The organism is Flavobacterium sp. (genome assembly GCF_046293665.1).
Taxonomy (GTDB): Bacteria; Bacteroidota; Bacteroidia; order Flavobacteriales; family Flavobacteriaceae; genus Flavobacterium.
The window spans coordinates 62,364-84,257 of record NZ_JBKBOL010000004.1; the positions used below are offsets into that span (position 1 = coordinate 62,364).

The 21,894-nt window shown below is 35.6% G+C and carries 14 protein-coding genes; 11 read left to right on the plus strand and 3 right to left on the minus strand.

Translation table 11 applies throughout. From position 1 onward, the window contains the following. The first annotated feature begins 1 nt into the window (after nt 1). The 9 genes from ACK4R1_RS07980 (at nt 2) to ACK4R1_RS08020 (ending at nt 13,089) form a co-directional block, all read left to right on the plus strand. Entirely contained in the window at nt 2-3,541 is a 3,540-nt protein-coding gene (locus ACK4R1_RS07980) for an AAA family ATPase (protein ID WP_409685556.1), read from the plus strand. After that, nucleotides 3,538-6,105 (plus strand): site-specific DNA-methyltransferase, encoded by a 2,568-nt coding sequence (locus ACK4R1_RS07985; protein WP_409685559.1) that lies wholly within the window; start codon nt 3,538-3,540, stop codon nt 6,103-6,105. The genes ACK4R1_RS07980 and ACK4R1_RS07985 overlap by 4 nt, the downstream gene beginning before the upstream one ends. A gap of 2 nt (nt 6,106-6,107) precedes the next feature. Continuing rightward, a complete protein-coding gene (locus tag ACK4R1_RS07990; RefSeq protein WP_409685562.1) occupies nt 6,108-6,836 on the plus strand; it encodes an abortive infection system antitoxin AbiGi family protein in 729 nt (242 codons plus the stop codon). Nucleotides 6,837-6,856: 20 nt separating this feature from the next. Continuing rightward, nucleotides 6,857-7,738, plus strand: coding sequence for a hypothetical protein (locus ACK4R1_RS07995; RefSeq protein ID WP_409685565.1), 882 nt, complete (start codon nt 6,857-6,859; stop codon nt 7,736-7,738). A 1-nt stretch (nt 7,739) separates the two neighbouring features. Continuing rightward, entirely contained in the window at nt 7,740-8,588 is an 849-nt protein-coding gene (locus ACK4R1_RS08000; protein WP_409685568.1) for a radical SAM protein, read from the plus strand. Nucleotides 8,589-8,608: 20 nt separating this feature from the next. Beyond that, complete coding sequence (locus ACK4R1_RS08005; RefSeq protein ID WP_409685571.1) at nt 8,609-11,107, plus strand: UvrD-helicase domain-containing protein; 2,499 nt, start codon at nt 8,609-8,611, stop codon at nt 11,105-11,107. Nucleotides 11,108-11,138: 31 nt separating this feature from the next. Continuing rightward, nucleotides 11,139-11,876: an NERD domain-containing protein gene (locus ACK4R1_RS08010; protein ID WP_409685574.1), complete on the plus strand. Its 738-nt coding sequence runs from the start codon at nt 11,139-11,141 to the stop codon at nt 11,874-11,876. Nucleotides 11,877-12,298: 422 nt separating this feature from the next. Beyond that, on the plus strand, nt 12,299-12,640 hold the full coding sequence (locus ACK4R1_RS08015) for a hypothetical protein (RefSeq protein WP_409685575.1): 342 nt from the start codon (nt 12,299-12,301) through the stop codon (nt 12,638-12,640). After that, nucleotides 12,637-13,089, plus strand: a complete 453-nt coding sequence (locus ACK4R1_RS08020) for a hypothetical protein (protein ID WP_409685578.1) — start codon at nt 12,637-12,639, stop codon at nt 13,087-13,089. The genes ACK4R1_RS08015 and ACK4R1_RS08020 overlap by 4 nt, the downstream gene beginning before the upstream one ends. Nucleotides 13,090-13,531: 442 nt before the next feature. Here ACK4R1_RS08020 and ACK4R1_RS08025 read toward each other — a convergent pair whose 3' ends face one another. From ACK4R1_RS08025 to ACK4R1_RS08035, 3 genes are all read right to left on the minus strand, one after another. After that, nucleotides 13,532-13,696 carry a hypothetical protein gene (locus tag ACK4R1_RS08025; protein ID WP_409685581.1) on the minus strand — a complete coding sequence of 55 codons (165 nt, stop codon included), beginning with the start codon at nt 13,694-13,696 and terminating at the stop codon, nt 13,532-13,534. A 117-nt stretch (nt 13,697-13,813) separates the two neighbouring features. Beyond that, nucleotides 13,814-17,383, minus strand: coding sequence for a T9SS type A sorting domain-containing protein (locus ACK4R1_RS08030; RefSeq protein ID WP_409685584.1), 3,570 nt, complete (start codon nt 17,381-17,383; stop codon nt 13,814-13,816). A 215-nt stretch (nt 17,384-17,598) separates the two neighbouring features. After that, nucleotides 17,599-17,841 carry a hypothetical protein gene (locus tag ACK4R1_RS08035; protein WP_409685586.1) on the minus strand — a complete coding sequence of 81 codons (243 nt, stop codon included), beginning with the start codon at nt 17,839-17,841 and terminating at the stop codon, nt 17,599-17,601. Between the two features lie 458 nt (nt 17,842-18,299). Between ACK4R1_RS08035 and ACK4R1_RS08040 the strand changes: the two genes are divergently transcribed. Both ACK4R1_RS08040 and ACK4R1_RS08045 read left to right on the plus strand, forming a co-directional pair. Continuing rightward, nucleotides 18,300-19,898: an ice-binding family protein gene (locus tag ACK4R1_RS08040; RefSeq protein WP_409685589.1), complete on the plus strand. Its 1,599-nt coding sequence runs from the start codon at nt 18,300-18,302 to the stop codon at nt 19,896-19,898. A gap of 289 nt (nt 19,899-20,187) precedes the next feature. After that, complete coding sequence (locus ACK4R1_RS08045) at nt 20,188-21,852, plus strand: T9SS type A sorting domain-containing protein (RefSeq protein WP_409685592.1); 1,665 nt, start codon at nt 20,188-20,190, stop codon at nt 21,850-21,852. Nucleotides 21,853-21,894: the final 42 nt, after the last annotated feature.

Consider the following 21,894-nt stretch of genomic DNA (forward strand, 5'->3'; position numbering starts at 1 on the left):
GATGACTCATTTAACTTTAAGATTAGCTTGGCACCAAAATGGTTGGGACGGTACAGCATGTAAGAATCCTGAGGATAATACATATTGTATTGGAAATCAATCTTATCCTGGCGATAGGATTAAAGAACTACGCCAATTAGAATTACAGGAAGTCAACGGAGAGAAATGTTTTATCTGTAAAAAAATTGATGGAGCTTTGCCATGTGCCTACAGTAACAATACATTTTCTAAAGAACATAGTGTGTGTAGAGAAACGCCTCCTTCATTTTTTAATGGTGGTGCTGATCCTATGGATATAGACGTAGCGCCTTCAACTGCATTTATCTGGCCCTATGAGCAAATGTATCGAGACGAAGTGAAAGCTATAGGAACTGGCAGACAATATGATTATAATAAACGCCTCGAATATTCTGAAAATTTCTTCAACGAACTAAAAAATAATGAAAGCCTAGTATTTTATTATGCCAATAAAAGCAACCCTTTTAGCACAGATGACAATCAAAAGTATGTTCTGATAGGTGTATCAAGAATAAAAGAAAAAGGAAATACATTGTATTATGAAAATGCTACAGATAAAATAAAAGAATTATATGCAAATGGTTTTATTTGGCAAAGAGGAATAAGTAGTCATTATCCGGAGCAAGGTTTTAAATTACCTTTACAAAAATATCAAGACAATCCTGCTGTTATAGATAGAATTTTGATTGTCCCAGAACAAACTTCTAATTTTAAATATGCTGCAAGACATATTACTGATGATGATGCACTACTTCTTGTTGAACAATTACTTGAATCAGTTAAATATCTTAAAGAAATAAAAGATACTGAAGAAGATTGGGCTATTCGTGAAAAGTGGCTCATATCATTAATGAATGAATTATGGATTAAACGAGGTGCTTATCCAGGTTTACCATCATTTCTTGATGCATCAGATATGCACGGTTTATTACCTTTTTACAAAACCAACGCAGAACAAAATCAAAGCAAGGAAGCATTTAAAAGCATATTTGGTTTTTTAGATGGAACTAATAATGATACTATTTTTGATATTGATAGTAGTATTTTAGATGATTATAAAAGCCATTGGAACAATCATTATGATAAATCAACTAAAGAATTAATTAAGTGTTTTTCAAGAATTGAACTTTCCAAAGAACAATGGAATCGCATTCTATCAGCAGATAAAGAAGAGTTTTCAATTATATCAAGTATTGAGAATATAATAACAAACCCATATCTTATTGCTCAAGAATATATAGGTACTACTGAAGGAGATATTATCTCATTCAACAAAATAGACCATGGCATGATACCTTCACCTGAACTTGGTCTTGAACCTTTATTTAAAAAAGGAAGTTTAGAACGACTTAAATCACTTACAGTTGCTACACTAAAAAGAGAAAACAAACATACATTTATTGAAATCAATGAAGTTCTACAAAATGTAAATAGAAAACTAAGTTATTTACCCGAATGGAAATCATACGAATTCAATAAAAATTATATTTTAAATAACCCTGATTTTTTTAAGGACAGTTTGTTTGTTAAAACACTTAAAGAATCTATATATCTTTATTTAAAAGAAGTTTGGTTAAATGAGCGTGAAATAGAAAAAACAATAAATGATTTAATAGATAGACCTGAGATTAAAATCATTAAACCTATAACCGAACAAAAATGGTATAACTATCTCTATGATTCAGAATCGCAATTAGCTATAAATGCTTCTGAAATGTATGAAGAAGCTATACAGGGTCAAGTTGTAACTTGCGCTAAAGTATTTAGAAAACCCATTAGTGTAATTACTGGAGGAGCAGGAACAGGAAAAACTACTGTTTTAGAAAAATTAATGAAAGCTATGGAATCTGCTTCTGGTGATGCGGAATCATTTTGTTTATTAGCACCAACAGGTAAAGCAGCAGACAGAATTAGAGATAAAACAGGTCGAACCGCAATAACAATTCATTCTTTTTTGACACAACGTAATTGGATGCGAACCAATCTTACTTACAGGAGTGAAAAAGGAAGAAAAGAAAGTGATTTTACAACCTATATTATTGATGAAACATCGATGATGGATTTGGCTTTATTTGCAGCATTCATTAGATCGGTAAACTGGAATAAGACAAAACGATTAATCCTTGTTGGAGATGCTAACCAGCTACCTCCTATTGGACGAAGTAAAGTTTTTGACGATGTTATAAAACACTTAAAGAAAGACAAACCTGATTCTATTGGTAAGCTAGAACATAATCTTAGACAATTATTGAATCAAGTGAATAATTCTGGGAACGGAATTATACGATTAGCATCATTATATATTCAAGAAAATCTAACTGGTGAAAATGCTTCTCTTGCAAAAGCAGAAGCAGAAAAGGTTATTCAAGAAATTCAAATGGATGAATTTGATAAAGATGTTTCTTTTTATTTTTGGAATGATAAAGATGATTTAGATAATAAAATCAATAGACTAATTGATGAATTAAGAGAGCAAGAAATCAGTATTGATAACTCCCAAATTCTTTCTCCTTATCGAGGAGAATATTTCGGAACTGAAAGTATAAATTCAATAGTCCAAAGGCACTTAAACGGATATAATCTAGATAAAAAAGGAAATCTAAATGGTATTACATTGTTTGACAAAGTAATACAGTTTAGAAATAGAACAGGAAGAGATAGTTATTATTCATATGATTTAAAGACTAGAAGAAATAGTCGTGTTGAAGTTTATAATGGTGAGATTGGTCGCGTCTTTATACATAGCTATGACAAAGAAAAATACAAAGGTTATTATTATAATTTAAAATCAAAAAACAGCAATGGATTTCAAGTCAAATTTGAAAGAAAGACTAATCATTTAATAGATTTTTCTAATGACAATGCTGTAGCTGAAAATATTGAACTAGCGTATGCCATTTCAGTCCATAAAGCTCAAGGAAGCGAATTTGACCACGTAATTTTAATAATCCCAAAATCAAAAGTAACCCTTTTATCACCAGAACTTTTGTATACAGGTTTAACTAGAGCTAGTAAGCGATTGCATATCTTTTTAGAAGAAGATTATACAACCCTACTCAATATGCGTAGACCTGAAAAATCAAATTTAAAAAGAATTAATTCTTCTACTTTTGAATTTAATCCACTTCCGTTGGAATGGTTGTATATTGAAAATCAAGATTGGTTTAAAGAAGGTAGAATTCACAGCACATTGACAGAATATTTAGTTCGTTCAAAATCTGAGGTAATTATTGCTAATTTGCTCCAACAAGAGGAAATTGAGTTTGAATATGAAAAAAGATTAGTAGCGCCAGATGGTTCTTTTTATCTACCTGATTTTACTCTATCCATTAGAGGTGAAGAATACTATTGGGAACATTTAGGATTATTAGAAAATGAAGACTACAACAACCATTGGAAAAACAAAAAAGCTTGGTACAACAAGCATTTTCCTGAACAATTAATTACAACAGAAGACGGTGGTAATCTGACCAAAGACGCTATAGCAATTATAAATAAAATATTAAATCGCACTACATCATGAGTGATAAAAAAATAGACTCCATAAAACACAATTCAACTCGTGCTCATATCCCTTCTAAAGAAGAAGCGGGCTATGAAAACGCTAACGAAAAAGTGAGCCAAGGCAAAGACGTTTTAGAATTACCTAAAAACCCAGTCATACACCGTGGGCAAGACCCTGAGTTGTTTTGGATGAACAAATATGGTAATGATGACCGAGAAGATGTATTGAAAGTAGACATACGTTCGCTTTACCGCCATGAACATATTGCTCCTGAGCAATTGATTAAAGGACTATACAAAACTGTTGTTGAAAAAAGAGACGAAAACCAATTGGACATGTTCTCTACCAACGAACTGTTTGGTAATGCTTTAGAACGCGATGAACTAGACAAAGTAAGCGAATACTACAAACACTCTGATGGTTGGAGTAACCGTCTCATTCAAGGCGATAGCCATTTGGTCATGGCAAGTTTGTTGGAACGTGAAGGAATGGCTGGACAGGTTCAAACAATTTATTTTGATCCACCATATGGGATAAAATATAAAGGAAACTGGCAAATGAAGATTTCCGACAGAACTATGAAATCAACAGATAGTGATGATGACCTTTCTGGAGAACCAGAAACAGTTAAAGCTTACAGAGACACATGGGAACTTGGAGTACATTCTTATTTAACTTATTTAAGGGACCGATTATTAATTGCTAAAGAATTGCTAAATGAGAGTGGTTCCTGTTTCGTACAAATTAGCGATGATAATTTGCATTTAGTTAGGAATGTAATGGATGAAGTATTTGGAAGTGAGAACTTTTGCAGGCAAATATTTTATGTTAAAACAGGAGGATTATCTAGTAATTTCTTAGCAAATCAAGGAGACCATATTTTATGGTACTCTAAGGACATAACAAAAACTAAATATAGACAGTTGTTTGAATCTAAAGTTTTGGGGGATGATAAAGCTAAAAATTATAATTGGATTGAACTTAAAGATGGAACTAGAAGAGGATTAACTGCTGAAGAAAAAAGAGATTTTTCTAAAATCCCTGAAGATTCAAAAATATATAATCCTGACAATCTTACATCACAAGGAAATGCCCCCTTTGAATTTACATTTAATGGAAAAACTTATAAAAAAGGTTGGAAGACTAATCTAGATGGACTAAAAGTTTTAGGTCAAAAAGGTAGAATCCATGTAGCAGCAAACAGTTTAGGCTATGTTAGGTATCTAGATGATTTTCCAGCATCTCCTATTACTAATTTATGGATGGATACAGGTGTGTCAAGTTTTGGAGATAATAAAGTCTATACAGTACAAACTGGAACGGAGACAATCAAGAGATGCATATTAATGACTACAGATCCTGGTGATTTGGTTTTAGATCCTACTTGTGGTAGTGGTACTACTGGGTTTGTATCTGAACAATGGGGTCGTCGTTGGATAACAATAGATACTTCACGTATTGCAATTAATATAGCTAAGCAAAGATTTATGACTGCAATATATCCATATTATCAGATGTATGATGAAAACGGCCTTGATATAAGACAAGGATTTATTTATAAAACTGTGCCACACATCACTTTAAAATCTCTAGCTCAAAATGAACCTGCAGATGAGGAAACACTTTACGACCAACCAATTGAAGATAAAAAGAAGCTTCGCGTTTCTGGTCCTTTCACCGTAGAAACTCTTCAAAATTTTGAACCGGTAAGTCCTGAGAGTCTTGATGATGGCACTCAAAAAACAGAAGATAATGGTAGTTTTGAAGAGCGCATTTTTGAGCATTTAAAATCGGCTGGTGTTCGTAATGGTATTAAAAATGAACAAGCTATTTTCATAAGAGTAGAACGTTTGGCAGATTCCTATTTACATGCCGAAGGTTTTTATATAGATGCCGCTGGTAATGAAAAAAAGGCGTATTTCCATATTGGTCCAAAATTCGGAACTGTTGCCAAACAATCGGTAAACGAAGCAGTCAAAGCATGCCGTCAACGTGGCGATGCTGATTGGCTAATTGTATTAGGTTTCAGTTTTGAAAGTGATATTGCCAATCAAAACGTAACAATGTCGGTAGGATCATTTGAAGTCACTAAAGTCCGTATGCACGATGATTTAATGCAAGACGGTTTATTGAAAAAAGATAAAAAAGCAGCATCCTTCGTAACTATTGGAGAACCCGATGTACAATTGAACAAAAAAGGAAACCAAGCTACCGTTGAAATCTGCGGTTTAGATATTTACGACCCAATCAAAGACATTGTCAAAGCTCGTAACGTTGAAGACATTGCCTATTGGATGGTTGATGATGATTATGATGGCAGTAACTTTGTAGTAAAACAAGTGTATTTCTGTGGTGGTAACAAAGACGAGTTCAAAAAATGGCGCAAAGGTTTAGACGAATTAGCTAAAGAAAAAACAAAGAAAAATGTTGAACGCACACTAAAAATAGAAATCGACGACGAAGCTTTTGACCGCTTATATGGTTTTGAAAGTCATCCTTTTGAGGTAAAAGCAGGACAAAAGATTGCAGTAAGAGTAATTAGCCAATTTGGGGAAGAAAGTACAAAAGTATTAAGTATTTAAACATGGCAAAGGTAAGTCAAAACATAAGTAGTGATAGTTTATTTCACTTCATTAAAAGAAGAGAATGGCTATTCAAAATTTTAAATGAAAAAACATTTAAAGCTAGGTATGTTTATGAAGAGTTACCTGATATTCATTTTCATGTTGGTATACCAATGAAGTGTTTTTGTGATATTCCTCTTGGTTTAATAAAAAAACACCTATCACATTATGGGAAATTTGGTATAGGAATCAGTAAGAATTATGCAAAACAAAACTCCCTTTCTCCAGTTATATATGTACACAAAAAATCGGACACAATGTTAAGATATCTCCGTTCAGTAAAAAAAGGAGAAATTTTTAAGAACAATCCAAACAGTTTATTCCCCTATTTTAAACTAGATGAAACCTATTCATCTAGTATTGATGGCAAAAGATTAATCACTCGTTTTTATGATGAAAGAGAATGGAGATGGATTCCCAATGACCCGAAATTTGAAGATTTTTCAAACTTTACTGAAGAAGAAATTATAAAAACAAGATTATCAATTGTTAATGATTTACTTGAAAAAGACAAAACCAAATATCTATTGCCTTTTGAATACAAAGACATTACTTATATTTTTGTACAACAAGTCGCGGATGTTGATAAAGTTATTGATGAAATTAGACGATTGAAAATTTCACAAATAGAACAAGACAGGTTAATTTCTAAGATTATTACTGCCAGACAGATAGAAAAAGATTTTTAGTAATTAAATCAATTATAAGTATGGAATTTCAATTGGAATTACCGCAAAAACTCTTTACACCTCATGAAATTGTGGTTTTAATGAAGTATGGTGAAAAATTAAAATCTGATGGAAAAGTCACTTTTGATTATAAAAAAATCGATGAGCAAGAAATTAACAAGGATATAATCGCAAGAAGAGGTTTCTTAGAAAGGCAAAAAATATTTTTGGAATTATTTATAAATAAAACTTGGGAGAAATATAAAATTCTAAACGAAAAATGGGGAGAACTTTATGCAATATTAAATAAAGCCAATGAAGAAGAAATTCAAATATTATCTAAAATACTAAAACTTAAATCGGCCTCCAAAGAAGATATCATTCCGGAATTGATTAACAATAGTAAAAACCTATTTGAGTTTTTTGATAATGATATATCTTATGTTGACATTCTCAGTAAAATAAAAAGAAAGCTAAAACTAGATAAAAAAATTACTGAAGTAGATAAGATTGAAAAAGCTATTGCTGCTAAGATTTTAGAAGAAGCTCTATCTAAAATGACAGCAGAACAAAAAAATGAATTGGAAAAAGAGTTAATGAAAATTGCAGAAAAGGAAAGTAACGATTCAAAATACAAAGTGGGTTCAGTCTTTGCCGCTTTAACCGCAGCACAAGCCTCAGGATTTGGAGTTTATTTATTAGCTACAACTTCATTAGGATTTCTGTCTGGGGCTATTGGAATTACTTTGCCATTTGCTACCTACACTGCTTTAACCTCTGCTATTAGTGTGATTATTGGTCCAGCCGGATGGATTAGTGGTGGTTTATATGCATTGTGGAGACTTAATGATACTGACTACAAAAAAATAATTCCGGCAGTTATTTATATGGGTTGGTTAAGAGAAAAATATTCAGAACTATAGCATGGAGCAATTGAATTTATTTGGCGACGAAGAAAAAAAGAAATCAATCGGTACAACGTCTATTGATTATACTTCTGCAAGTTCAATTCTAACTAAAGCAACTGGCTTTATGGAAGGCTATGACTTTACTTTAAATCCATATTCGGGCTGTTCCTTTGGTTGCTCTTATTGCTATGCAGCTTTTTTTTCTCGAAACAAAGACAAGATGGATAATTGGGGTAAATGGTTAACTGTAAAAGAAAATGCCTTGTCACTTTTAATGAAATTCAGAAATAAACCTTTAATAGATAAAACCGTTTATTTAAGTAGCGTTACTGACCCTTATCAGCCTATTGAAAAAGAATTAGAACTTACTCGTAGCATTTTAAAAGAATTACTAGATTATCATCAAGTCCGATTAGTTATTCAAACCAGAAGCCAATTAGTCACAAGAGATATCGATTTGCTAAAAAAGTTCAAAACAATTCAGGTTAACATGACCATAACCACAGATAGTGAAAAAGTTAGAAAAGTATTTGAACCATACTGTACAGGTAATAAACAAAGGCTAAAAGCCATCCAAGAAGTTCATGATGCTGGTGTCCAATCATGTATAACAATGACACCCTTACTTCCGGTTGAAAACCCTTATGAGTTTGCACAAACTTTATTAGATACAGGAATTTCAAGATACATAATACAACCTTTTCATAAAGACAAAGGTAAATTTGTTGCAGGCACACGTGGAGAAGCAATGAAAATATTAGAAGAATTTAAATGGAGTGAACAAGAATACCAAAGAGTATTGAAAGTAATGCAAGAATTAATTCCTAATTTAGGAATTGGCAAAACAGGGTTTGCGCCAATATAGTTGAATCAACATAAGCTAATATGAAGGAGCAATTAAAGACATGGTTGTTATCTCAACAAGATATCATAGATAAAGTGGTAGCTAATGCTTCTGTCAATTACTACAATGATAATAAGTCAAATCCAAATTTTAAATATGATTTAAAACAGTGTCATATTGAAAGTTATAACCTAGTAAGAGGAAAAGACCTTTGCTATGATCGTCCTAATACGGCTTTTGCTTACACACTTTGGTATCACCCAAGAAGAATCAATACATTTCTCTCATTTTTCTTAGACAAAGTTATTCAGTATCAAGAACAAGAATTAATTTTTTTTGATTTAGGTGCTGGTGCTGGAGCAATACAATGGAGTTTAGGTTTAATTTATGCTGGTCTAAAAAGATTAGGAAAATTAACACCAAAAATAACTATTGTAAATATAGATTCTAGTCCATTTATGTTATATTATAACAGAGATTATTTATGGAAAGAATTTGTACAATCTTATCCTGAAATAGATTCCGAATTCAAAATAGAATACGAAGTAAACTCTTGGAATAATAGAAATGGTGTTTCAACCACTAATAGTTTTTTGGTTGCAAGTTATCTTTTTGATGATTCTGATAATCAAGAAGAAATAAGTAAAGACTTTTTAAATTTAGTTAAAATCTATAAACCTTCTGCAGTTCTTTTACTAACATCTGAGAAAAAATCTGCAAAATACTTTCCTATACTCAAACAAGATTTTATAAAACTAAAGTATACAAGTAAGTTAATTTTATCAACACAACTATTGTTTAATAGCCCACTAAAGGCAATTAACAATATACGTTCTCAGTTAGGAAAAATTCTTAATATAAATGAACTTAACAGAAGTACTTCATGGTATGACACTAGTAATGCTGCTATAATATTTGAACGTCCTCAATTATCAATATTTGAACAAGGTAAACGAATCAATAATTTAGATGTTTTCAACCCACCAATAACAGTAAGAAGAGAGGTAACATTAAATGATAATCAAAAAAAAGCAGCAGAAAATTTAGACCGTCCGGTTACAATAGTTGGGCCTGCTGGTTGTGGGAAAAGCATAGTCATTACCGAGAAAGTGAGAAACATTGTAGAAGAGCATAACTATGATCCTAAACTTCAAATCTTATTAACAACTTTCAATAAATCGCTCATTAAAAAGTTATCAGAATGGTTAGTTGATTTATTGGATAAAAACAAAATCAGAATAGTCTATGATAATGATAAACTTGGCAATATTCAAAAATCTTGCAGAATCTATTTTTTAAATTCCAATATTGCTAATATTCGGTTATTACATTTTGATATGTTACCCAAACATATTGGAAGTGTTAATTATAGAGGAATGGTGAATATGTCGCAACACCATAACATCCTTAACGAAATTATTCAAGAAGTAAAATTAGAAAACAAAATTTCAAATAATCAATATGACAATATTCTAAATGCTGATTTTATATTTGAAGAATACCACCGTGTAATTTATGGATTACAGGTAGGAATCACTGGCAGTGAAGATACCTATTTAAAAGTACCGAGAATTGGTAGAGGAAATAATCCATCACTTCAGAGAAATAGTGATCGCAGAAAAATAATGTTTCAATGTTTGAAAAAATATGCATTGAGAATGCATAATGAGGGTATTGAAAGTTTTACTTTAAGACGGCAATACCTATTATCAAGACTAAACAACAATCAAGTAAATTTTAAATACGATTACATTCTTGTAGATGAGTTTCAAGATTGCACTGCCGCAGATTTCAAAATATTTTATTCCTTGATAAAAGACCCTAACAAATTTACAATTGGTGGTGATTTAGCCCAATCTGTTCATCTTGGTTTGGCTGCTAGAATACCTAGAGATGAAAATATGACAACCAGGAGAAACTTTAAATTAGATGGCTCTTATCGTTTACCTGTTAGAATTAGTGAATGCATTTCTGGTTTATCTCAAGCAATAAATAAACATTTTAGTAATACAGAGGGAACATCAAATATTGTTCCTTATAAGGGTTCTCCTCCTGGAGCAAGACCAATCGTTGTTTATGGTGAAAATTTAGATCAATTGACAGATAAACTAGAGAGTACAATTAAACATTATAGTATTTTTGATTTAAGGAACATTTGCATATTAGAAAGAGATTACCAACTTAAAAATCTTTTAGGAGTAAGAGGTATTAATGTAGAATCAGACTCCATTTTAAGTCTCAAAGGTTTAGAAAAAGAATGTGTCATTTGGGCAACTTACATCCCATTAGAATTTGAAAAAGAAGTTTTTGAATTTGCCTATACTATTGTTACAAGAACTTCTGGTATTTTAATAATCGCTATTACTGAACAAACTCAAAGTGTTTATAAAAAGGTTTTAGGACTTTTAAACAAAGAACGATTAATTTTTTGGGATGAAATCTCAGAAAATAAGTTTAATTCATTTTGTGAAAATTATGTAGCTGAAGCTATTCCAGATGAAGATGATGAAATTGACTTAAAGGGTTTAATAGCCTTCTAAAATATGAGCAACACTAAAAACGTGTACCCTTATGCCTTTAGTACTATTACTATTATTTATTGCCTTAATCGTATTACTAAATTTTTATAAATCCGATATCAAAGGTGTTATAGGAGAGCAAACGGTTTCTTTATACTTGCGTTCCTTGGATAAAACTAAGTATAAGGTGATTCATAATGTGGTACTTGTATCTGGCGAATACACTTCGCAAATAGACCATATAGTCATTTCGGATTATGGTGTTTTTGTAATAGAAACTAAAAATTATAAGGGTTGGATACTAGGCCATGAGCACTCAGAATATTGGACACAAGTAATTTATAACCGTAAAGAGAAATTGTATAATCCCATTCGGCAAAACTCAGGGCATATTAAAACTTTAAAAAAGTGCTTGGCTGAATATCCCCATGTAAATTACAAATCAATCATAGTATTTTCATCAAGAGCTACCATTAAAGTCAACACTATAACCGATGTAGTATATACCTCTCGACTTGTAAGAACCATCAAACGTTACTCCGGAACTACTCTTTCAGAAACTGAAAAGGAAAATATCTTTCAAAAAATCAATACTTTGAATAAGGTTGCCACATATGACAAACGCCAACATGTCAAATCAATAAAACAAAGAATTGCCAAACGAGAGCATTTGATTCGAGAAAATAAATGTCCTAAATGTGGAAGTGAACTAGTTAAAAGACAAGGAAAATTTGGCTCTTTTTTAGGTTGTACCAATTACCCTAAATGTAGTAATACGATAAAATTGTAACAGGCTTCTCGATACTATTTTTAAAACTGAAAACTAGCGTTTACAGTTTTAAAAATCACTCGAAGTGACGGTGAACGATAAGTTGTAACTGCAGTATTACCATACTAATTCAAAATAAACCACCTAAAACAAAACTCCATGCCCACCAAAAAACTCCCACTCCCCCGCTCCCGCGCGAAACCGAAGGTTCGACGAAGTCAATCCTTTCGCGTGGTATTACATTCACTAAAATTATAGCTTTGTATAGGATTTATGAATGCTGTAGTTGTTTTTTAATATGTTGACTGATTAGAAACCACACGATATGATTTCTGCGGTAGCGGAGGGAATAGAGACTTATTTTCAAATTATTTCAAAAACAATGGGTTATATCATTAACTTTTATATTTTTAACAAATTATTATAAATTTAAACCTTATCAAATGAAAAAAATCTTTTGTTTCATCAGTTTTTCTCTGCTCTTCCTTACTTCTTGTTCAAGTGATAGCGATTCAGAAACTTCTTCTTCGGACCTATTATTAAAGCAAATCGTTGAAGGTGATGTTGTTTTTGGAGGAAGTGTATCCAATTTTACGTATGACGGTAATAAGCTCGTTGAAATTAAACGTAACATAGACTCCGAAGTCTATTCTGATATCTACACTTATACAGGAGATGTAATCACAAAAATTGAAAAGTTTCAAGTATACAATGCCGGAACACCTTATGAGCAAACTATGCTTCTTTCTACAGATGAATTCCAGTACAATAAAATAATCAATTGATTCAATTTAAAACAACTACTCCGGGTTCTGATGTGGTAAGAGTAACAAACTATGTATATAGTGGCAATACAGTTTCTCTTGCACAATATAAAAATTCTCCCGGTATTGCACCAGAATTACTAAAAACGGGAACCATTACGTTACAAAATGGTGAAATAGCTCAGTTGCAAATCGTAAAAGAATTTGACTCCTATACCGACAATTATACTTACGACACAAAAAATAGTATATTTAAAAATGTTGTGGGATATGATAAATTGCTTCTTACTCATATTATCGGGAAACAAGGTAGCTTTACTTTCGTCGATACAATTATAGGCGGTGTTTCACACAACTTTGTAAATGGTGGTGAGTTCGAATACACATATAACTCCGACAATTATCCTACCATGGCAACCCAAAGCTGGTTTGGAACGGTATTGCACTCATACGAGTTTGTTTACTACTAAATATCCATTAAAATCTGATATAACCCTTTAGAAACTAAACTCCTAAAGGGTTTTTTATTATAGTAAGAATCCTGTTTGGAACGATTGGGTTTTGTGGTTATGAGAAGAATAATTACTAAATTATTATTATGTCGCAAATAGTTACCAAATTTGTGCCCCATTTAAAAGTGTAATTAGGCAACGTTTTGTACTATTTCGAGTCAATTATAATTTCAAGGTACTTTGTATTTTCTTTTCAATCAGATCCATTGATTCTTTGGTAACCCCCGCTCCCGCGCGAAACCGAAGGTTCGACGAAGTCAATCCTTTCGCGTGTTAGGAGACAGTTTATCGGACGCTGAAAAATATTGAAGAAATTAAGTTATGCAATCTTCCTATGAATTAAACCCCCGCTCCCGCGCGAATCCTTTCGCGTGGTATGACATTTCATAAAATAATATCTTTAAAAAGGATTTATTGAGGCTGTAGTTGTTTTTAGGATGTTGGTTGTAGACAAACCACACGAAAGGATTCGTGCGGTAGCAGAGGATTTATTGAGGCTGTAGTTGTTTTGAATATGTTGACAGATTAAAAACCACACGAAAGGATTGACTTCGTCGAATTTCATTTCGTGCGGTAGCAGAGGGAGTTGTAAGTTATGAGTTATAAGTTATAAGTTGTAAGTTAGGAGTTATGAGTTTTTGGACCTGACAGGTTTTGAAAACCTGTCAGGTCCTGGAACTTTTTACTGCTTTATAAATTTTTGGGTGTAGTTGCCGGTCTCGGTAGTTATGGTAAGCAGGTATACACCTACTGCTAAATCACTCACGTTAATGGCATTGGTATTATTGGCTTCTACCACTTTGCTACCTAAAATAGTGTGCACTTGCAACTGTACAATAGTATCTACTCCTGAAACTTGGAGTTGCGTACTGGTTGGGTTAGGATAAATGACCCATGTAGGCTGTTCAAACTCATTATTCGCTAAAGCGTTTACATAAGTGGTAGTGGCCGTGTTGGTAATGATAGGCGGATTAAAATCGAAGTAAATGGCTGCGGTAGCATTTACTGTATCGCCAAGATCAATGGTATTGGCTATGGGTTTAATTTTAAACATAATGTAACCGTTGGAAGCCGCTTCATTGGCTGCACTGTGAGGAAGACGGATATTATTGAACATAAACGTCACCAAGCTGCCATCAGTAATGGTGGTTCTTCCGTTATGGCTCATGCCTTCTAATTGCAAAGTCGTCCAGTCGAGCTTTGGGTCTAACACATGTTCTACTCTGACATTGATGGCACTGGCGGTTCCGGTATTTTGGAAACGAATTACATAATGCAGGTAATCGTTAGCGTTTTCAATTAATACCTGTTCTCCTTCTAAACAAGTAATGTCATTTGGATCATAGGAACCAATCACGGTTTGCTCTAAGATAAAAGTATTATCCTGCGGAGTATTATCCTCGTTGTTTGGGGTAACGGTGGCGTGGAATACCAATTCCTCATTAATATTGGTCGTTGGAGGCGGCAATATATTGAAGTTTACCATCACGGTTCGGATTTCGAAAGGCGCCAAATTAGTGTAGTTAAAATTCAAAGTATTGGCGGTTTGTCCACTTTGCGACGGACTGGCATTTAAAAACTGCATCTTGGTATTGTCATACTGCAAGCTAGCCTGCCCGGTTAAGTTGGTTGTACCAATATTTTTATACACCAATTGATAGGAAGCATTAAAGCCCGGCCTTGCCTCACTCAAAGGATACAAAGCCACATTCAAATCGTTAACCACTCCTATCGGTTCAATACAGAAGTCGGCAGTATCAATATTCCCAAAACCGGTAAAAGAAGAATCGTGTGACAAAGGATTTAACACAAAATAATTGGGAATATCCGACATCACCGTGGTTTCAAATTCGCCTTGTCCTACATACAAGCGGTATTGTCCGGCATATTCGTTTCTGAAGGTTAAAGTCGCATAGGTATTGGTTCCGTTGGTGGTGGCTACTAAAATATTAGGCAACTTGGCATCATTGGCACCGCAACCATTGCCTTCGGTATCTAAACGCACTACGCCTTTGATGGTATTTTGATTGATGCCTTGGTTTTTAAACCATAGCACCTTGTTAGTCCCCGAAGAAGTTTGTAAAATATCCAAATCACCATCGTTATCAGCATCCATAACTTGCGTGGCGGTGATGGTAGTAACCGTTGTAGAAATGACTTTTGGCGGCTCAAAGTTGGCTTGACCATATAAATTTTCAGACCAAGTGGTTTTAGTAGCTTCTCCTACAATGATATCGATATCACCATCGCTATCAATATCGGCGGCAGCCACTGAGTTAGAACCATTGCTGTCTATATTAGAATTGATGACTTGTGTAGCGCCAAAAGTGCCCGTGCCCAAATTGGGTTGCCAAAGAAGGTCATCTGCCGAACCGTTAGAAACATAAGCTATATCATTATCACCATCGCCATCCAAATCGGCTATGGCCACATCGCCCACACTTAGTGCGGTACTTGTGATTACTATTTTGGGCCCAAAACTGCCTTGACCATTTAGGTTTTGGTACCAAGCAATGGTATTGTCTGACCTTGAGGTACAAACCAAGTCAAAATCGCCGTCATTGTCAATGTCTGCGTTTTTTAGTGACGATACGCCATTAGGTCCGGCTCCGATGATTTGCTCGGTGGCAAAACCTCCCGATCCGTTGTTGGCATACCAAACAATCTTATCGCCGGCACTAGGCCAGTTGGTGAGTGCGGTTACGATATCCATATCACCATCGGCGTCAACATCATAAACTACTAAGCCATCGGGACTGTCGTAAATGCCTATAGGAATGTTGATTTGAGGACCAAAGTTTCCTAATCCATCTAAATTCTTATACCAGGAAACTTTATCAACAAACCCTGAAGTAGAAGGCCCTGAAATAGACACTATATCAAGATGACCGTCACCATCAATATCAGCAAGAGCCACTTTCTTGGCGTTTGCAGCATCATGGCTCACCATGATTTGATTGCTATAAATATTGTTCGTGTTTTTGTACCAATAGATTTTACCTTCGCCTAACGATGACGTAACCAAATCGATGTCGCCATCACCATCTATATCGCCTGCCATGGCAGCACTAGCCGACAAATTGGCTGCAGCCGGATACTTTGGTGCGCCAAAAGTAGCAGCACCACTATTTTGATAAGTTGTTGTTCTGTGACTATTAGAGAATGAGGCAATGTCTTTATATCCGTCGTTATTGAGGTCAAAAACATCAAATTGACTAATCATTCTCACGTTAGTATCCACTGCTGTTGTGTTAGTAAAAGTCAAAGTAGCGGAGTTTTTATACCAATTAATATCGCCAAAGTATTCTGAACTGTTGTTGTTTCTGATGGCAACAATCAAATCGAGTCTGTTGTCGTTGTCAAGATCGCCAAGCTTAATGGCTTTGATTTCCGTTAGATTTTGTCTGATGTTTTGATCTGCGCCAAAGTTACCCAGACCGTCATTTAACTTATAAATAAGCTTTTTAACATAAACATTGTTTTCCACATTACCTACAAGATCAAGGTCACCATCGTTATCAATATCGCCTAAATCAAAATGGTAGAAATAATTATTTGAAGTACTATAAAAAGCAATCGGAGAAAAAGAGGCATTACCATTGTTTTTTATCCAGCCGATGCCCGTATCGAATCTTAAAAAGATGTCGGGAAACCCATTGTTATCCAAGTCGGCTACTTTGATGCTATTACTCACATTTGATGCCTGATAAATGGTGCGTAGGGTGACGTAATTGGTGGGTTGGTTTATATTTTCATAATAACCGATGAAAAACCCGTTAGAACCATTGCGCGAAAACATAAGGTCTTTATCACCATCATTATCCATGTCAATATGCTTAACAAAAGAAGCCTGATCGACGGTTTTCACCACCTGAAAAGGCGCAAAAGTACCTTGTCCGTCAAGGTTGATACACAAAAACAGCTTGTCCTGAAAAAGCTCTGCACCCAGAATATCCAAATCCCCGTCGCCATCAAAATCAGTGATATCTATTGACATAATCATGTTGGTTCCTGGTATGGTGGCCACATGTTGCTTGGGCATAAAACCTTCTTCCGGAAATTTATTCTCAAACCAATAAACCGTTGAATTGCCATAAGTTACAATGTCCAAATCGCCATCGTTATCAATGTCAGCTATTTCGTTTCCTTTACTGGAAGGCGAAAAACTGGTTACTTCATGTTCTTGAAAACCAATTTGGGCATAAAACACTGTCGAAAAAAGACATGCAACTGAGAGTAGTATTTTTTTCATAAATTAAATATATTGGCTAAAATAGTTTTTTTATCCCTATTTATAAAAAAAATAGCATTTTTAACCTTTACCAAACAGTACTTGGTTGGCACTCACTATTTCATGACCCTATCATCAAGAATCCAAAATCATGAAATGCAGCATTACAATATCTATAGAAATGGCTTGAATGATGAATTGTGAACGGTAAAGGCTATGTGCGTGGGGTATTTATGTTATCGGAACACCAAGTTGAATCCGAATTCTGAAATGACCAGTTTGTGGGTAGCGCTAAACAAGAGGTTTTTGTTAATCATTTGCTGGGTTTCTTCGTGGGATGGAAAGACTGCTTCATAAAGACCGGGATTTTGATCAAAAAAGGAAACCGGATCTTCTAATTTTTCTCCATGGTAAAAAAACTCTAACACCAGCGGAGTATCGAGACTTTGACAATACTCAAAAATAGTAGCTACAGACATTGATTTGGGTTGTTTTGGTTTGGGACTCTAAAGATAGTTGCTATTGTAATTGCAAAGTGTTAAAACGACTTTCGCATAGTGTTAAAAAAAAACGGTAGTTCATCGATAATAGTGAGTGCCGTAGGAAATCGAGAACCGTTGTACGAACAAGGCTTCTAGCTTACGCTCCGTTCGCTTCGCTCGGGTCGATACTATTTTTAAAACTAAGAACCGGTGTTCTTGCTTTTAAAAATCACTTCCGATAGTCATCGGGATAAACCAAGGTGACTGTAGGTATAAGTAATGTCGTAATGCATTACTCACAACTTTTACTATTAGTTACACAAACAAAGTTTCCAGTTACATAATTCACGTATTACAGTACATTAAAAGGCAATTTCCGCTGTCAGGCTTTTATTAGACCTACCTTTACCATGTAGCGATAATTAAATCGCTGCTTTGCCCCCCAAATTTATATTATGAATAAACATCTACTATTGGTAACCTCGGTTGCCTTATTCTCTTTTGCTGCCCATACAAATGCCCAGGCACCCGTACTGGGAACATCGGCTGGTTTTGCACTTTTTTCAACTAATGGAGCGGTCAGCAGTACCGGACTCTCACACATTACCGGTAATGTCGGCACCAATAACGGCTCGAGTACCAATTTCGGAAACGTAGACGGTGTCATGCATGACGCTGATGGAACAACTGCGAATGCAGCGGCTTCCCTGACGGTTGCTTATAACCAATTAGACGCAGCCATCCCAAACTTTTTTCCCGCACCGGTATTAGGAAACGGACAATCACTTAATGCAGGAACTTACTTTATAGGAGAAAGTGCCAGTCTGAATAATGCCCTGACACTTAACGCACAGGGAAATCCCAATGCAGTCTTTATCTTTCAGATAGAGGGTGCGTTTTCATCGGCAGCCGGAGCACAAGTACTACTTACGAATGGAGCCCTAGCCTGCAACGTCTTCTGGAAAATAGAAGGGCTTGTAGATTTAGCCACCAATACCATCATGAAAGGAACCATCGTTGCCAATAATGCAGCCATCATACTTAATACAGGTGTTTCACTCGAAGGTCGTGCGCTTTCAACAACAGGTGCCATAACGGTTTCCGGAGTAACTGTAGTAATGCCGCTTGGTTGCGGAACTCCGGTGCTTACCGGACCTACTGCACCTGTACTTAATACCGTTGCCTGCTATACGGTTTTTTCAGGAAATGGTGCCGTAGCCAATACAGGGGTTTCTTTTGTAACAGGCGATATTGGAACCAATGTTGGACTTACAACGGGCTTTCAAACAGAAAACGTAACCGGGACAATACACCCAAACCCTGATGTATCGACTGCACAATGTGCCTTAGATTTGAACAATGTGTATACCTATCTTAGCACACTTCCTGTAGATATAGAGCTGCTTTATCCTGCAGCCTTTGGGCAGAATTTGGTGTTGACACCCCATACCTATCTTATGAATGCTGCAACGGTATTAAACGGAACCGTTTTCCTAAACGCTCAGAATAATCCCGATGCCGTATTTGTAATCAAGATTGTCGGTGCACTTTCAACTAGTACCTATGCCTCGGTAGTATTGCAGAATGGTGCACAGGCGAAAAATGTGTTCTGGAAAATTGATGGTGCCACCAGCCTGAATGATTACGCTAGCTTTAGGGGAACCCTAATCGGTAACAATGGAGCCGTAATATTAAATACAGGAACCAATATCGAAGGACGTGTCCTAAGTACAAGTGGTGGAATATCCACCTTTGGAATCAATGCTCAGATGACACCGGGTTGTGGTGCTTTAGGCATAAACGATGTTATAAAAGCTAAGGCGCAATTCTATCCAAATCCGTTTACTTCTTCTTTTAATGTAACTTTAGCTGATTTTGATTCGGGTTCATCCGAACTTACGATTTATAATGCATTGGGGATGGTAGTCCTAAAGACTTCACTAACGCAAAGCACCACTAGCATACCTATGAATGTTGCTTCCGGGATTTACTATTACAAACTCTCAGGTGCTGATGGAACGCTTCAAAGCGGTAAGCTTATTTCAAGACAATAGTGTCTATTTAAAGTAGACCTCTTTTTTAAAATATAAAAACCGATTGGGAAACTAATCGGTTTTTCTTTTGGGAACTTGAGGCAACAGTACGTTCGTAAGTTCTAGTATCCCGTCTCGTTGCCAACAACGAGATTGGGACGTATCGACAACCGTTGTAAATAAATCAATACTGTGGCAAGTCGCATTCTAGCAAACACATTTCAAAAACATTCTTATCTTCTCTTGTATTGTGTTGTTATTTTACTGATAATTTGTAAATTAGGTCGCTAATTAATCTAACTACTTTTTTATGAAAAAAACACTACTATCCATTGCGGTTATTGCCTCTTCTTTGCTGATAACGCAAAAAACTACTGCTCAAAATCTGCAAACTATTTCAATCCAAAACGGCTTTAATGCTGATGTGGTTGCTAACGGAGTGGGAACAGCGGCTTCTTCAACCAACAATGATGTTGATGGCGTAAACTTCGCCTTTATCTCGAGAGACTTTCAGTTGACCTCAGGCAGTACACCCTTAACCTATGGACTTCCCGTAAACGGACTGATCAATAGTGTGGTGGCTTCGCCGGCAGGGCTAAGTTATCAATTGGCGCCTTACAGTGGTAACAACTCTTTGCGACTTCAAAACACTAATGACTCGGGAACTTTAACCTTTGCCACTCCTATCGCGGCTGTTAATTTGTACATGTTGGCTACCGGTGGTAGCGGTGCTTGTACTGTTAATGCTACCGTAAACTTCGCCGATGCGACTTCTGAAACCTTTACCGGAATTGCCATTGCCGACTGGTATGGTGGCGCTAATTTTGCCATTCAAGGAATCGGGAGAATCAATCTAACCAATGATGTTCTAGAAACCGGAGGGGGAACCAATCCGAGACTTTATCAAATTCCGTTGGCTATCAATTTGTCCAATCAGTCAAAGCCAATACAAAGCGTTACCGTTACTAAGACGGGAGGTGGTATTCCTAACATTTTTGCTTTTTCGGCTGATGCTTATACCGGTTGTCCGGGACCTACCAACATTACTTTCACTTCTTCTAATGATGGTGGCACTTTTAACTGGACGGCACCGGCAAGCGCTCCATCCATGGGGTATGACTATTACTACAGTGCTTCGGCAACACCGCCAACCGCCTTAACAACACCAACCGGCAGTGTGGCCGCCGGGGTCACTACAGCTACACTTACCGGACTTACTATTGGAACGACCTATTACTTTTGGGTTAGATCCAATTGTGATACCGAACAAGGTTTTTGGCAAATGAAAGTGTTTACCACAGGGCAAATGGAAGCTACTTACACCCTAGGAGACATCAATACCGAGTATTCAACCGGACCAACCTTAACCAGTACAACGGCCTGTCCGGGTAGTTTAACGCTAAACATTCCGGCCGGATTCCAAATTGCTTCAACCGATGTTGCTTATACCATGACTACCGCCAGTAATGGTTGGATGAGTGAGCAAAGAACACTTTTGGTTTGTACTACTAATAACACTACTGAAGCAGCAATCACTTCCGGAGTTGGTGGCACTACAGGTACTTATGCTTATAACAGAACCGGACTAACCCTTGCCAATGGTCTTACGGGTGCTGTGACTTTCGACCTTAGAGCCTGGAGAACCTACGGCGGAACCGGTTGTAATGCTGATTTTAACAGGGTTAATAATAACACTTGGAAAATAACGGTTACCCTTACCCAAGCGCTTTCTACTACTGAGGTAGCAACGCAAAAAGTTAAAGTATATCCAATCCCATTTAAAGAGGTCATTCACCTTGACAATGCCCAAGCAGTAACCACTATATTGGTTACAGACACTATGGGTAAGCTGGTACGAACCATCCAACAACCCCAACAAGACATTGATGTAAGCGATTTGAATTCGGGGCTCTACATTCTTACGATGACCATGCAAGATGGCAGTGTACAGCATACAAAAGCCATAAAGCAATAGCATTCATAAAAAAATGGGTCGATAATGACCCATTTTTTTGGT

Excerpts from the sequence above, each read along its gene's own strand:
- ACK4R1_RS08000 (WP_409685568.1), top strand. The coding sequence starts at position 7,740 with ATGGAGCAATTGAATTTATTTGGCGACGAAGAAAAAAAGAAATCAATC.
- ACK4R1_RS08005 (WP_409685571.1), top strand. The coding sequence starts at position 8,609 with ATGAAGGAGCAATTAAAGACATGGTTGTTATCTCAACAAGATATCATA.
- ACK4R1_RS08035 (WP_409685586.1), bottom strand. The coding sequence starts at position 17,841 with ATGTCTGTAGCTACTATTTTTGAGTATTGTCAAAGTCTCGATACTCCG.
- ACK4R1_RS08025 (WP_409685581.1), bottom strand. The coding sequence starts at position 13,696 with ATGAAATTCGACGAAGTCAATCCTTTCGTGTGGTTTTTAATCTGTCAA.
- ACK4R1_RS07985 (WP_409685559.1), top strand. The coding sequence starts at position 3,538 with ATGAGTGATAAAAAAATAGACTCCATAAAACACAATTCAACTCGTGCT.
- ACK4R1_RS07990 (WP_409685562.1), top strand. The coding sequence starts at position 6,108 with ATGGCAAAGGTAAGTCAAAACATAAGTAGTGATAGTTTATTTCACTTC.
- ACK4R1_RS08030 (WP_409685584.1), bottom strand. The coding sequence starts at position 17,383 with ATGAAAAAAATACTACTCTCAGTTGCATGTCTTTTTTCGACAGTGTTT.
- ACK4R1_RS08015 (WP_409685575.1), top strand. The coding sequence starts at position 12,299 with ATGAAAAAAATCTTTTGTTTCATCAGTTTTTCTCTGCTCTTCCTTACT.
- ACK4R1_RS08010 (WP_409685574.1), top strand. The coding sequence starts at position 11,139 with ATGCCTTTAGTACTATTACTATTATTTATTGCCTTAATCGTATTACTA.
- ACK4R1_RS07980 (WP_409685556.1), top strand. The coding sequence starts at position 2 with ATGACTCATTTAACTTTAAGATTAGCTTGGCACCAAAATGGTTGGGAC.
- ACK4R1_RS07995 (WP_409685565.1), top strand. The coding sequence starts at position 6,857 with ATGGAATTTCAATTGGAATTACCGCAAAAACTCTTTACACCTCATGAA.
- ACK4R1_RS08045 (WP_409685592.1), top strand. The coding sequence starts at position 20,188 with ATGAAAAAAACACTACTATCCATTGCGGTTATTGCCTCTTCTTTGCTG.
- ACK4R1_RS08040 (WP_409685589.1), top strand. The coding sequence starts at position 18,300 with ATGAATAAACATCTACTATTGGTAACCTCGGTTGCCTTATTCTCTTTT.